This is a genomic window from Pseudomonas sp. p106, assembly GCF_003936645.1.
GTDB lineage: Bacteria > Pseudomonadota > Gammaproteobacteria > Pseudomonadales > Pseudomonadaceae > Aquipseudomonas > Aquipseudomonas putida_E.
Genome location: NZ_RHQR01000004.1, coordinates 218,556 through 232,530 on the forward strand (window position 1 = coordinate 218,556; position 13,975 = coordinate 232,530).

Consider the following 13,975-nt stretch of genomic DNA (forward strand, 5'->3'; position numbering starts at 1 on the left):
ATCACTTTTTTCGTACACTCCGGTCTCCTAGCTTGCAAGGGAGTGTGCAACATGTGTCGTGGGATTCGACTGGCTTTGGCCTTGAGTATGTTGCACCTGCCACTGGCGCTGGCCAATGAAGCATCAGGCGACCCGCTGCTGGACACGCCGAGCGTCGGTAACACGGGCGCCGAGCACAGCGCCCGTGGCGTGTTGCGCGCGCGTCACCAGGCAGTGCTGGCCAGTGAGCTGGCCGGGCGCATCGTCGAGATGCCTTATGCTGATGGCGAGGCTTTCAAGAAGGGCAGCACCCTGGCGCGCTTCGACTGCTCGGCCTACCAGGCCCAGCTCAATGCCGCTCAAGCGGCGGTGCGCGCAAGCCGCGAAGAGCTCAACCACAACCGTCAACTGGCCGCATTGAAATCGGTGGGGCAGTTCGAGGTATCGCTGGCTGAGGCCAAGCAAGCCCAGGCCCAGGCCGAAGCCCAGGTCTACCAAGTGCAGGTCAAGCGCTGTGTGGTCACCGCCCCGTTCGACGGGCGAGTGGTACAACGCCGTGCCCAGCCCCACGAAAGCGTCGCCAACGGCGCACCGCTGGTGGAGGTGGTGGACAATCGTTCGCTGGAAATCCAGCTGCTGGTGCCTTCGCGCTGGCTGGCCAGGCTCAAGCCTGGGCAAAGCTTTCAGTTCACCCCGGATGAAACCGGTCAGCCGCTGGGCGCCACGGTCAAGCGTGTGGGCGCGCGAATCGATGAAGGCAGCCAGACGCTGCTGCTGATCGGCGAACTGCCCGCAGATGCTCACGGTTTGCTGGCGGGCATGAGCGGTACGGCCAGCTTTGCGCAGCAGCCATGACCGCCGCTGCCCATGGTACGGCGGAGCGGGCCTTCGCCTTGTTTCTGGGGCTGCAGCGCCAGGCGCGCCAGGCCACCAGTACTGAGCAGCTGGCGTATGCCATGGTCAACGACGGCCAGGCGATGTTTGGTTTTCGCCATGCCGCGTTACTGATCGCCGGCAAGGTGCAGGCGTTGACAGGCATCAGCGTGGTGGAAGCCAATGCACCGTTCGTGGCCTTTGTCGAACGTGCCGTGGGCAAGTTGCAGGCAGCGGGTGTCGCCGGGCAGGCCGGCGAGGTCGAGCCAAGCGTGCTGGATGCCCAGACCCTCGCCGACTGGCAGGCGTTGTCGGCAGGGCAAGCCTTCTGGTTGCCATTGCACGACCGCAAGGGTGAGGCCTTCGGCGGCTTGTGGCTGGCCCGCGAGCAGGCGTTCAACGCCGCTGAGCAGGCCTTGCTGGTGCAGTTGGGGGAAACTTATGCGCATGCCTGGCAGGCGCTGAACCCGGTGCGCCCATGGCGCCTGCGCTGGCCGCGGCGGCGCTTGCTGGCGGTGCTGGCGGCCGCGCTGCTGTTGCTGTTGCTGCCGGTGCGCCAGTCGGTGCTGGCACCGGCCGAGGTGGTGCCGCGCGGTGGCTGGGTGGTGGCGGCGCCGCTGGACGGGGTGGTGGCCGAGTTCCTGGTCAAACCCAACCAGCGTGTGGCGGCGGGGGATTTGCTGGTGCGCTTCGATGCCACCGCCCTCAAGGCCCAGGCCGACGTTGCCGCACGCACCTTGGGCGTGGCAGAGGCCGAACTCAAGGTCAGTACCCAGCGCGCCTTTACCGATGCCGACTCCAGCGCGCGCCTGGACTTGCTGGCCGCACGCGTGGAACAGAAACGCGCCGAACTCGACTATGCCCACCAGTTGCTGGCGCGCAGCGAAATCCGCGCCGAACGTGACGGCATCGCGGTGTTCGCCGATGCCGAGCGCTGGACTGGCAAACCGGTGCAGACCGGCGAGCGGCTGATGCAACTGGCCGACCCTGTGCACGCCGAACTGCGCCTGGAATTGCCGGTCGGCGATGCCATCGCCCTGCAGCCGGGGGCCGAGGTGGCGCTGTTCCTTGACAGCGACCCACTGCATCGGCACGTGGCGCAGCTTGAACGTGCTGCCTACGAGGCGCAAACCACCGCCGCCGGGCAGCTTGCCTACCGGCTGGATGCAACCTTCGTCGAGGCCTCACCACGCATCGGCCTGCGCGGTACGGCAAAGCTGTACGGCGAACGCGCGCCATTGGCCTATTACCTGCTGCGCCGGCCTTTGGCGGCCCTGCGCCAAGGGCTGGGCTTGTAATGTTGCCGGCGCTGCGTGCGGACCTGCAGCTCTCGCCAGCGGCACCGGCGTTGGACGGTGCCCCGCAATGGACCTTGGCCGACCCGTTGCGCGGCCGTTATTTCAAGCTTGGCGCGGCAGCGGTGCGTTTGCTCCGCCACTGGCCGCTGGGTGAGCCGCAACGGGTGCTGGCAGCTGCCAATGCCGAGCCGGGCCTGCCTCTGGATACTCAGGCGGTAGAGGACCTACTGGCGTTTCTCGGCCACCACGACCTGCTTAGCGCCAACGATCCCAAGCAGCGCCAGAGCTATGCCGTGAAGGCCGCCGCCAGCCAACAGGGGCTGTGGCACAAAGCATTGCACCAGTACCTGTTCTTCCGCATCCCGCTGTGGCGCCCGGATGCCTTTCTCAACCGTACCTGGCCGCTGCTCGAGCGCCATGGTGGCTGGCTGCTGCGCGTTGGCCTGCCGGTGCTGCTGGTGCTTGGCGTGTTCCTGGTGATTCGTGACTGGTCGCGCTTCATCGCCACGTTCCCGCACCTGTTCAGCCTCGGCGGCATGCTCGCCTTTGGCCTGGCCCTGGCTTTCGCCAAGCTTTGCCACGAGTTCGGCCATGCCTACATGGCCAAGCGCGCGGGTTGTCGTGTGCAGAGCATGGGGCTGGCGTTCATGGTGCTGCTGCCGATGTTCTACACCGATGTCAGCGACGCCTGGCGCGTCAGCGACCGGCGCTCACGGCTGCTGATAGATGCAGGTGGCGTATTCGCCGAGCTGGTACTGGCGGTGGTGGCACTGCTGGCCTGGTCGCTGCTGCCCGATGGGCCGCTGCGCACCGCGGCGTTCATGCTGGCCAGTGCCACGTGGATCACCACCTTGCTGGTCAACCTCAACCCGTTCATGCGCTTTGACGGGTACTTTCTGGTCAGTGACCTGTTAGGTGTGGAAAACCTGCAGCAACGCGCGTTTGCCCTGTGCCGGTGGCGCTTGCGCGAGGCGTTGTTCGGCTATGGCGAGACGATGCCCGAGCCGTGGCCACCGGTAATGCGCCAGCGCCTGCTGATATGGGGCTATGGCGCCTGGGTCTGGCGGGCGCTGTTGTTCTTTGGTATCGCCCTGGCGGTGTATCACCTGTTCTTCAAGGTGCTGGGCATTTTCCTCATGCTGGTGGAACTGTTGTGGTTCATCGGCTTGCCGGTATGCAAGGAGCTGCAGCAGTGGTGGCTGCGCCGTGACCAGGCCCAGCCGCGCAAGGCGCTGGGGCTTGGCCTGGGGTTGATGCTGCTGCTGGCGCTGCTGGCCGTGCCTTGGCGCAGTGCAGTGGAGGTGCCGGCGATGCTCGAGGCGTCGCGGGTGAGTGCCTTGCATGCACCTGTGGCGGCGCGAGTGAAGCAGTTGCAGGTGCACGATGGCCAGGCGGTCGCTCAGGGGCAGTTGCTGCTGGCGCTGGAATCGCCGGACCTGGATTCGCGCCTGAAGATTGTGCGCCGCGAAATAGAAATTCTGCAGTTGCTGTTACGCCGTCAGTCCGGGCGCAGCGCCACCGCCAGCGATGCCGGGGTGCTCGAGCAGCAACTGGCCGAGGCAGTGGCCGAGTACCGTGGCCTTGCCGCGCAGCGTGAACGCTTGCAATTGCGCGCGCCGGCGGCGGGAGTTTGGCGCGACATGCCCAGGGACCTGCAGGCCGGGCAGTGGGTCAATACCGGCCAGGCCCTGGGGCGGGTCGTCGAACCGGGGGTGCGCCTGCGTGGTTACTTGGGCGAGGCCGATCTGTGGCGCGTGGCGGCTGGCAGTGAAGGGCGCTTCATTGCCGATGACCCGGCGCGGGCGGCGTTGCCCGTGCGCGTGGAGCAGGTGGATGCTACCGGGGTTGCCGCGCTGGAACTGCAGGCGCTGGCGTCTGACCGGCATGGCCCGGTGGCCGTGCGCCGCGATGGCCAACAGCGGGCCCAGCCGCTGCAGGCGCAGTACGGGGTGCGCCTGAGCCCGCTGACGGATGTGGCTGACGTGGCCCAGCCGTTGCGTGGGGTGGTGGTGCTCGAGGGTGCTCGCGAATCGCTGCTGGGCGCTGCCTGGCGCCGGTTGGCGGCCTTGGGCGTGCGTGAGAGTGGTTTCTAGTGCGAATTCACTGCAAGGAGCAGCCATGAGCGAAGTCTCGCTGCCGCTATGTTCCCGACTGCCCCTTGCCATGGACCTGCCGGCATTGCTGCAGGCTTTGGCACGGGTGGAGGCAGGGGCCTGGCAGGCGCATTTCAACCGCGGTTATCACGAGGGCGACTGGAGCGGTGTGGCGCTGGTCAGTGCCGAGGATGCTCCTGTGCCGCTTGCACCGGGCCGGGGCGCGCCCGTGAGGCAGGACTGGTGGCGCCATGAGACGGCGTGGCAGGCCGCGCTGGCGCCATTTCGCGCGTCCCTGCAGGCCGCACGTCTGCTGCGCCTGGGCGAGGGCGCGCGGATTCACGAGCACCGCGATCCCGACCTGGGGCGCCCTGGAGGCTGCCTGCGCCTGCATGTGCCACTGCTGAGCCCACCGGGCGTCGAGTTTATCGTCGACGGCCTGCAGGTCCCCATGCAGGCTGGCGAGTGCTGGTTCGTTGACCTGTCACGTGCGCATCGGGTGCATAACCCCGGCCCCGGTGAGCGTATCCACCTGGTGCTCGACTGCTTGGCCGACAACTGGCTGCTCGGGTTGATCGAACAGGGGCGGGCACGAACCCCGTCATTGAGCCCAGGGCGGGCAGGGCAGGCATTCGAGCGCTTTCGTGAGCAAGTGGCGCATGCCCCTGCACTGGCAGCCAGCCTGCAGACACTGGACGATCCACGGGCATTCGTGGCAGCGGCCATTGCCCTCGGTGCAACCATGGGCCTGGTGTTTTCCGAAGCCGAGGTGCTGAGTGCCATGCGCCAAGGCAAGCAAGCATGGAGCGATCAATGGCGAATCTGAATGCGTCAGGCAGTTTTCACGGCTGGATGCCCATTCGCCTGTGGCGTGACAAGGCTGAGTGGCGCCTGGACTGGTGCTGGTTTGGCCAGCAGCCCCTGACCAGGCCGTTTTTCCGAGACGACGTCGATCAGGCCTTACGCCTGCCGTTCAACCAGGCCCTGCGCCGCGACACCAACTTGCAGGCACTGTTGGACTGGCAAGTGCGCAGCCCAGGCCTGGCACCTTCGGTGCTGGTGTTCCATGCCTCGCGATGTGGCTCCACGCTGATCGCACAACTGTTGGCCAGCCAGGCGCGCAACATCGTGCTCAGTGAGCCGCCACCCCTGGACAACCTGCTGAGGGCATCGCTGCAGGACCCAGGCGCCAAGGACTGGCAGGCCGAAGGCGTGCGCGCACTGCTTTCAGCCTACGGCCAGCGGCGCCAGGGCGATGAGCGCCAGTTGGTGATCAAGCTTGATGCCTGGAACGTGTTCGAAGCGCCCTTACTGGCCGAACTGTACCCCGAAGTGCCGAGGATCTTCCTCTATCGCGACCCACTGGAGATCGTTGTCTCGCAGTTGCGCCAGGCCGGCATGCACCGGGTGCCGGGCCTGCTTGGCGCCTCGCTGCTGGACACCTTGTTGGGCAGCGGCAAGGGCATGGACACGGTGCAATACACCTGCCGGGTGGTAGGCGAGATCCTCAAGGCCGGCCTGCAGCTATGCCGGGAACACGGCGGCATTGCCGTCAACTACAGTGAACTGCCTGAGGCCATCTGGGGGCGCCTGGCCCCAGTGTTCGGGGTGATGCCCAACGATGTGCCGAGGTTGCGTGAAGTGGCAGCGTTCGATGCCAAGCAACCGGGCATGAACTTCAGTGCTGACAGCCAGCGCAAGCGAGCACAAGCCAGCGAGCAAGTAATTGAAGGTGTGCGTAAATGGGCGCTAGAACCCTATAAGTGCTTGGAATTCATACGCTTGCATAACGACTGAAAACTGGCGCCAAAAGGCTTCGAACACCTGTTTGAGGAAACTGTGTAAATCGCCCGACACAGTGGTGGCGATTTGCCTCGTCAATCGACTACGCTCTACGCCATCGTGTAGGACAATCCACTTGGAAGTGCTCCCCCACCATGGGGTAACTACAGCAGGGAAGCGTGACCCGATGTCGACCTCTGAAGTGCTTCTCCGTCCCGTGGTGGACGCTGACCAAGTGTTTCTGCGCGCCTTGTACGGTACCACCCGGGCCGCCGAAATGGCCGCGCTGGCGTGGGACCAGGCAACGATCGAGCATTTTCTCGACCAGCAGTGGCGTGCCCAGCACTTGCATTACCAGGCGCAGTACCCCGACGCCTGCTTTCTGATCATCGAAACCGCCAACGAACGTATCGGCCGTGCTTCCCTGCAATGGGCCGACAGCCACCTGCAGATCATTGATATGGCAATTTTGCCCGCCTGGCAGGGCCAGGGTATCGGCTCTCGTCTGCTGCGCCAGTGGCTGGCACAGGCTGACCGCCAGGGCCTGAGCGCCGGTTTGCACGTCACTTCGCACAGCCCGGCAGTGCGCCTGTATCGGCGCAGTGGCTTCGCGGTTGTCGAGGACAATGGTCTGTACCTGAAGATGCATCGTTCCTGAACCCATTTCGCGGGCCACCAGGTCCGCCTTGCAGGTAGTCATAGGAGAGCAGCAAATGGATCCGTTTCTCGGTGAGATCAAGATGTTCGCAGGCAACTTTGCGCCTCGCGGTTGGGCATTCTGCCAAGGTCAGCTGATGAGCATTGCCCAGAACAACGCGTTGTTCGCACTGCTTGGCACCACGTATGGCGGTGATGGCAAGACCACTTTCGCCCTGCCAGACCTGCGCGGTCGCGGGCCAATCGGTTTCGGCACCGGGCCAGGCCTGGCCGATGTGGTGCAGGGCGAAGCTGGCGGTGTCAACGATGTCACGCTGTTGCAGTCGAACATGCCGATGCAGCAGGCGGTGATCCCTGCTCAGACCGTTTCGGTGGCCATACCGGCGGTGGAGGGCGATGCCAACGCTGCGGCACCTTCGTCTGGCAACGTGCTGGCCAAGTCTTTTGACAGTTCGGGGGCAGGGGCGGCGGCGGATATCTATTCCAGTGACGTGCCCAACACCAGCCTCAAGCCGTTCAACGTCACGGTGCCTCAAACCAGCGTCAACCTGGGTGGTGCCTCGCTGCCAGTTTCTGTGCAAAACCCCTACCTGGGCATGAACTTCATCATCGCCCTGGAAGGCATCTTCCCGAGCCGTAACTAAGTCAAGGCAAGCAGTGCAGTTCATCGCGGGGGGCATGTCGGCTCCCCGCGGTGCGTCAGGATTCTCGACAAGGATGCGCCATTGCCTGGCGCAGTTACAGGATCAACCAGCCCAAGGGCTGAATGAGGTCGGCATGGCATTCTGGAAGCGAAACAAGAAGAACCAAAACCCCAGCGTTTCCATGAGCCGGCCGAGCCTGATTCAGGCCTTGGAACCCCGCATGATGTTCGATGCCTCGGTGGCCGTGGTCGCCGACCAGGGCGCCCAGGCCGCAGAGGTAGCCGCTGCCACGGCCACCAGCAAGGACACCGCTACCGCCAGCGATACGTCCAGTACCCAGGACAGCGCGAGCCATGAAAGCGCGCAGCAGGCCGCGCCCGCTACGGCGCCGGCTACCCTGGCTGCCGAGCGCCACGAAGTGGTGTTCGTCGATTCCGCCGTCAGTGACTATCAAAAGCTCATCGCCGGCCTGCCCGCCGGCGTCGAGGTGGTGGTGCTGGAGAACGGCAAGGACGGTTTCAAGCAGATCGCTGATTACCTCGACGGCCGTACCGATGTCACTTCCATCGATATCATCAGCCACGGTGACAGCGGCTATGTGTACCTGGCCGGCAACGCCATCTGGGCCAACCAGCTGGCCAGCCATCAGGCCGACCTGGCGCGCATCGGCGCCAGCCTGGCCGAGGGTGGCGACATCCGCTTTTTCGCCTGCAACACCGGCGAGGGAAGTGATGGTCAGCTGTTCGTCGATGAGGTGGCACGGCTGAGCGGTGCCGATGTAGGCGCGTCTTCCGACTCGACCGGCAACCGCGCGGGCGAGGACTGGGAACTGGAAACCGTCTCCGGCGTGGTCGCTACGGGCGTTGGTGTGCAGCGTGGTGACCTGACGGCATTCAACACGTCGCTGGCGACCATCACGGTGACCGACACCAATGCCTCGTCCACTGCGGTTGATAGCTTTGTCTCGCTGGCCGAGGCGATCCAGGCCGCCAACACCGACACATCGGTGAACGGCTCCGCCGCCGGCAGTGGCAGCGACATCATCGTGTTCCATCAATCGCTGAGTGGCCAGACCATCCGCTGGTCCACCGCTTCGGCCTTGCTGGTCACCAGCAACATCACCATCAACGGTGATGTGGATGGCGACGGCCGAGGCGATATCATCCTCAGTGGCGACGTCAACAACAACGGCGTACGTGATGCGGCCGAGGCGTCGGGGCTGCAGAGCAACAGCGGCGGCGTGCTGACGGTGCGCAACCTTGATTTCCGTGACTTCTCGGGCAACCTCACCGGTGGCGCGATCCGTGCCAACGGTGGCTCGATCACCGTTGAAGATTCGAACTTCCAGAACAACGCCGGTGCGGTGATCAACTCGGCGCTAAGTGTCGGCTCCACGGTAGTGGTGCGCAACACCACCATTCATGACAACAGCGCCAGTATCGTCGGAGGCACCGCGATGTCATCGCTGGTGCGCCTGGGTGGCGCCAATAACCATGTGTTGGAAAACGTGGCGATCTACAACAACACCGGCATCTACAGTTTTACCGGCACCATCGCGGGGGGCGCGGTGATCGTCCTGAGCAACGTGGGCGGCTCGGTGAACATCGTCAACAGCACCATTGCCAACAACGTGTTCCTCAATACCGGTAGCGGCAGCATCACCTCCGCCGGCCTTGGCTGGGTCAGTGGCCAGGTCGGCACGATCACGGTGCAGAACTCCATCCTCACCGGCAATACCGTCAACGGTGCTGCCGCCGATGCAGCCACGGGCAGCAGCTACACCAGCACCACCAACCTGATCGGCACCACGGTCAATTTCGTCGATGCTGCCGGGGGTGATTACCGCCTGGCTTCCACGGCCAGCAACGCCATCGACCAGGGCACCAGCAGTGGCGCCCCGGCCACCGACCTGCGCGGTTTCGAGCGGCCACGCGGTGGCGGTGTGGATATCGGTGCCTACGAGGTACTGTATTCGGCACCACCGGTGGTCGACCTGGACACCAGTACTGGCGGCAACGACAGCACGGTCAACTTCAGCGGCGCCGCAGTGGCGATCGTGCCGAACATCTCCCTCACCCAGACTGACGGCGACACCCAGGTGAGCGGTGCCTCCCTGACGTTGAGCGGTGTGGTTGATGGCGCCAACGAAACCCTCTCGCTCACCGCTGCGCAGATCGCCACGGCCGCCGGCTTCGGCATTACTGTGAGCGGCTCGGGCAGCGCGGTGCTGACCCTGAGCGGTGTCGCCACCCTGGCCCAGTACCGGGCGATTCTTGCATCGGTGGCCTATGGCAACGCGGCGGTTGCCTATACCACTGGCACGCGCAGCGTGACCGTCAGCGTCAACGATGACATGGGCAGTACTACGCGTACCGCTTCGGTGGTCGTGCTGGCGCAGAACAGCGCACCGGTGATCGGCAACCTCAACGGCGACAGCACGGCATTCACCCAGGGCAATGGCGCGATACTGATCGACGCGAACGGCAATGCCACGGTCAGCGACAGTGACTCGGCCGACTTCGGCGGTGGCAACCTAACGGCCTCGGTCAGCGCCAATGGCGTAGCCGGGGAAGATACCCTGGGTATCCTGAGCGTGGGTAACGGCGCCGGGCAGATCAGCCTCAGCGGCAATACGGTGAGTTACGGCGGGGTGGCCATCGGCACCGTTGCCGGCGGCACCGGCGGCGCCAGCCTGGTGGTGACGTTCAACGCCAATGCCACGGCCGCGTCGGTACAGGCGCTGGTGCGCAGTATCACGTATGACAACGGTAATGCCGGCAATGGCATCGGCCAGGCCAGCCGATCAGTTTCGGTAACCGTCAGCGACGGCGATGGCGCTACCTCCAGTACCGCCACGGTGCAGGTCAGTGTCCGCGAGACGGTGCCGCCGACCGCTACCATCAGCCTCAGTGACACCGCACTGAGAGTCGGCGACACATCGAACGTGACCATCACCTTCAGCGAAGCGGTGGCTGGCTTCAGCAATGCTGACCTCACGGTGATGGGCGGTACGTTGTCGGCAGTGAGCAGCAGTGATGGTGGCCTCACTTGGAGTGCGACCTTTACCCCCTCCGCCAACACCACTGTCGCCAGTGCGACGATCACCCTGAACAATGCCGGCGTCTCTGACCTGGCGGGCAATGCTGGCAGTGGCGCCACAGTGTCGCCCAGCTACAGCATCGACACGCAGCGCCCCACCGCCACTATCGTGGTCGCCGACAATGCCTTGCGCATCGGCGAAACCAGCCTGGTGACGATCACGTTCAGCGAGGCGGTGAGCGGCTTGAGCAATGCCGACCTGACCGTGGCCAACGGTACCATGAGCGCGATAGGCAGCAGCGATGGCGGCATCACCTGGACCGGGACGTTCACGCCGACCAGCAACATTACCGATGCGACCAACCTCATCACCCTGGACAACACGGGGGTGACTGACAGTGCTGGCAACGCCGGCTCCGGCACTACCAACTCGAACAACTACAGCCTCGATACCCAACGCCCGGTAGCGACAATCGTCGTCGCTGACACCGCCTTGCGCATTGGCGAAACCAGCCTGGTGACCATCACCTTCAGCGAGGCGGTGAGCGGCTTCAGCAATGCCGACCTGACCGTGGCCAATGGAACCCTCAGCGCGGTGAGCAGCAGCGATGGCGGCATTACCTGGACCGCCACCTTCACGCCCGCCAGCACTGTCACTGACGCCACCAACCTGATCACCCTGGATAACGCCGGCGTGGCCGACGCTGCCGGCAATAGCGGTAGCGGCACCACCGACTCCAATAATTACGCTGTTGACACCGTGCGGCCGACCGCGACCATCGTGGTCGCCGACAGCAGCCTGGCCATTGGCGAAACCAGCACCGTCACCATCGTTTTCAACGAACCCGTCACCGGCCTGACCCTGGCCGACTTCACGGTACAGAACGGCACGCTCAGCGGCCTGAGCACCAGCGACAACATCAACTGGACCGCCACCTTCACGCCCGCCGGCAATGTCACCGATGCCAGCAACCTGATCACCTTGGACAATACCGGCGTGATGGACACGGCTGGCAACGCCGGCACCGGTAGCACCGATTCGAACAACTACGCCATCGACAGCCAGCGGCCAACTGCGGCCATCGTGATGGCCGACACGACGCTGACCGTGGGTGAAAGCACCACGGTGACCATCACCTTCAGCGAAGCGGTGACCGGCTTCACCCTGGCCGACCTGTCGGTGCCGAACGGCAGCCTGAGCGGGCTGACCAGTAGCGACGGCGGCATCACCTGGACGGCCACCTTCACGCCGTCGATCAACGTGCAGGACGCCAGCAACGTCATTTCCCTGGCCAACACGGGCATCGCCGACCTTGCCGGCAACGTTGGCAGCGGCAGCACCGACTCCAGCAACTACACGGTCAACACCCTGCAACCCACGGCGACGATCGTGATGAGCGATGCGGCCCTGCGTATCGGCGAGACCAGTCAGGTGACCATTACCTTCAGCGAGGCGGTGGCCGGCTTCACCACTGCTGACCTGACAGTGGCCAACGGCACCCTGAGCGCGCTTGCCAGTGCAGACGGCGGCATCATCTGGACCGCCACCTTCACACCCACCAGCAATGTCACCGATGCCTCCAACCTGATCACCCTCGACAACAGCGGTGTGGTGGGCCAGAGCAGTGGCAACGCGGGCTTCGGCACCACCAGTTCGAACAACTACGCCATCGACACCCAGCGCCCGACGGCAACCATCGTGGTAGCCGACAGCCAACTGGCGATTGGCGAGACGTCGCTGGTGACCATCACCTTCAGCGAGGCGGTGGTCGGCCTCAGCAATGCCGACCTGAGCGTGGCCAACGGTACCCTCAGCGCGCTCTCCAGCGGTGACGGCGGCGTGACCTGGACTGCGACACTGACGCCCACAGTTGGCATCAGCGATACCAGCAACCTGATCACCTTGGACAATACCGGCGTGATGGACACGGCTGGCAACGCCGGCACCGGTAGTACCGACTCGAACAATTACGCCATCGACAGTCTGCGCCCGACCGCCACCATCGTGGTCGCTGACAGCAACCTGACCGTGGGCGAAACCAGCCTGGTGACCATCACCTTCAGCGAAGCGGTGGCCGGCTTCACCCTGGCCGACCTGTCGGCGCCGAACGGCAGCCTGAGCGGGCTGACCAGCAGCGACGGCGGCATCACCTGGACGGCCACTTTCACGCCGTCGAGCAACGTGCAGGATGCCAGCAACGTCATCACCTTGAGCAACACAGGGGTGGCTGATCTGGCCGGCAACACTGGCAGCGGCACCACTTCCTCGGGCAACTACGTGGTCGACACCATCGTCCCCACAGCAACCATCGTGGTGGCCGACACTGCGTTGCGCCTTGGTGAGACGTCGCTGGTGACCATTACCTTCAGTGAGGCGGTGTCCGGCTTCAGCAATGCCGACCTGACCGTCGCCAACGGAACCCTCAGCGCGGTGAGCAGCAGCGATGGCGGCATTACCTGGACCGCCACCTTCACGCCCACCGGCAATATCACCGATGCCTCCAACCTGATCAGCTTGGACAATACCGGCGTGGTCGGCCAGGGCGGCAACGCCGGTGTCGGCACCACCGATTCGAACAACTACGCCATCGACACCCAGCGCCCGACAGCAACCATCGTGGTGGCCGACAGCCAACTGGCGGCAGGCGAGACATCGCTGGTGACCATCACCTTCAACGAGGCGGTGGTCGGCTTCAGCAATGCCGACCTGAGCGTGGCCAACGGTACCCTCAGCGCGCTCTCCAGCGTTGACGGTGGCGTGACCTGGACTGCGACACTGACGCCCACAACTGGCATCAGCGATACCAGCAACCTGATCACCTTGGACAATACCGGCGTGATGGACTCGGCTGGCAACGCCGGCACCGGTAGCACCGACTCGAACAACTACGCCATCGACAGCCAACGCCCGACCGCTACGATCGTGGTCGCCGACAGCAACCTGACCGTGGGCGAAACCAGCCAGGTGACCATCACCTTCAGCGAAGCGGTGACGGGCTTCAGCAATGCCGACCTGACGGTGGCCAACGGCACCTTGAGCGCGCTTTCCAGTGCCGACGGCGGCATCACCTGGACAGCCACCTTCACCCCGGCCGTGGGTGTGCGCGATACCAGCAATGTCATCACCCTGGCCAACACCGGCATCGCCGACCTTGCCGGCAACATTGGCAGCGGCACCACCTCGTCGGGCAACTTCTCGGTCGACACCATTGTCCCCACGGCAACCATCGTGGTGGCTGACACTGCGTTGCGCCTTGGTGAGACGTCGCTGGTGACCATTACCTTCAGTGAGGCGGTGTCCGGCTTCAACAATGCCGACCTGACGGTGAATAACGGCACCCTGAGCATGGTTTCCAGTACCGATGGCGGCATCACCTGGACCGCCACCTTCACGCCCACCAGCAATATCACCGATGCCACCAACCTCATCAGCCTGGACAATACCGGCGTGGTCGGCCAGGGCGGCAACGCCGGTGTCGGCACCACCGATTCGAACAACTACGCCATTGACACCCAGCGCCCGACAGCAACCATCGTGGTGGCCGACAGCCAACTGGCGGCAGGCGAGACATCGCTGGTGACCATCACCTTCAACGAGGCGGTGGTCGGC

General features: G+C 64.6%; 8 protein-coding genes. All 8 read left to right on the top strand.

The genetic code is table 11. The features are described from left to right. Positions 1-87: 87 nt before the first annotated feature. A complete protein-coding gene (locus EGJ09_RS07295) occupies positions 88-834 on the top strand; it encodes an efflux RND transporter periplasmic adaptor subunit (protein WP_231386316.1) in 747 nt (248 codons plus the stop codon). Then, entirely contained in the window at positions 831-2,150 is a 1,320-nt protein-coding gene (locus EGJ09_RS07300) for an efflux RND transporter periplasmic adaptor subunit (protein ID WP_125923527.1), read from the top strand. The genes EGJ09_RS07295 and EGJ09_RS07300 overlap by 4 nt, the downstream gene beginning before the upstream one ends. Beyond that, positions 2,150-4,243, top strand: coding sequence for a biotin/lipoyl-binding protein (locus EGJ09_RS07305; protein WP_125923528.1), 2,094 nt, complete (start codon positions 2,150-2,152; stop codon positions 4,241-4,243). The genes EGJ09_RS07300 and EGJ09_RS07305 overlap by 1 nt, the downstream gene beginning before the upstream one ends. A 25-nt stretch (positions 4,244-4,268) precedes the next feature. Then, complete coding sequence (locus tag EGJ09_RS07310) at positions 4,269-5,069, top strand: aspartyl/asparaginyl beta-hydroxylase domain-containing protein (protein WP_125923529.1); 801 nt, start codon at positions 4,269-4,271, stop codon at positions 5,067-5,069. Then, on the top strand, positions 5,057-6,040 hold the full coding sequence (locus EGJ09_RS07315; RefSeq protein WP_125923530.1) for a sulfotransferase family protein: 984 nt from the start codon (positions 5,057-5,059) through the stop codon (positions 6,038-6,040). The genes EGJ09_RS07310 and EGJ09_RS07315 overlap by 13 nt, the downstream gene beginning before the upstream one ends. A gap of 172 nt (positions 6,041-6,212) precedes the next feature. Continuing rightward, on the top strand, positions 6,213-6,683 hold the full coding sequence (locus EGJ09_RS07320) for a GNAT family N-acetyltransferase (protein ID WP_119688228.1): 471 nt from the start codon (positions 6,213-6,215) through the stop codon (positions 6,681-6,683). 55 nt (positions 6,684-6,738) lie between these two features. Further along, positions 6,739-7,326 carry a phage tail protein gene (locus tag EGJ09_RS07325; RefSeq protein ID WP_012312610.1) on the top strand — a complete coding sequence of 196 codons (588 nt, stop codon included), beginning with the start codon at positions 6,739-6,741 and terminating at the stop codon, positions 7,324-7,326. 133 nt (positions 7,327-7,459) lie between these two features. Beyond that, on the top strand, positions 7,460-13,975 hold a 6,516-nt coding region (locus EGJ09_RS07330; RefSeq protein WP_256658417.1), incomplete at its 3' end, for an Ig-like domain-containing protein.

Excerpts from the sequence above, each read along its gene's own strand:
- EGJ09_RS07295 (WP_231386316.1), top strand. The coding sequence starts at position 88 with ATGTTGCACCTGCCACTGGCGCTGGCCAATGAAGCATCAGGCGACCCG.
- EGJ09_RS07300 (WP_125923527.1), top strand. The coding sequence starts at position 831 with ATGACCGCCGCTGCCCATGGTACGGCGGAGCGGGCCTTCGCCTTGTTT.
- EGJ09_RS07305 (WP_125923528.1), top strand. The coding sequence starts at position 2,150 with ATGTTGCCGGCGCTGCGTGCGGACCTGCAGCTCTCGCCAGCGGCACCG.
- EGJ09_RS07310 (WP_125923529.1), top strand. The coding sequence starts at position 4,269 with ATGAGCGAAGTCTCGCTGCCGCTATGTTCCCGACTGCCCCTTGCCATG.
- EGJ09_RS07315 (WP_125923530.1), top strand. The coding sequence starts at position 5,057 with ATGGCGAATCTGAATGCGTCAGGCAGTTTTCACGGCTGGATGCCCATT.
- EGJ09_RS07320 (WP_119688228.1), top strand. The coding sequence starts at position 6,213 with ATGTCGACCTCTGAAGTGCTTCTCCGTCCCGTGGTGGACGCTGACCAA.
- EGJ09_RS07325 (WP_012312610.1), top strand. The coding sequence starts at position 6,739 with ATGGATCCGTTTCTCGGTGAGATCAAGATGTTCGCAGGCAACTTTGCG.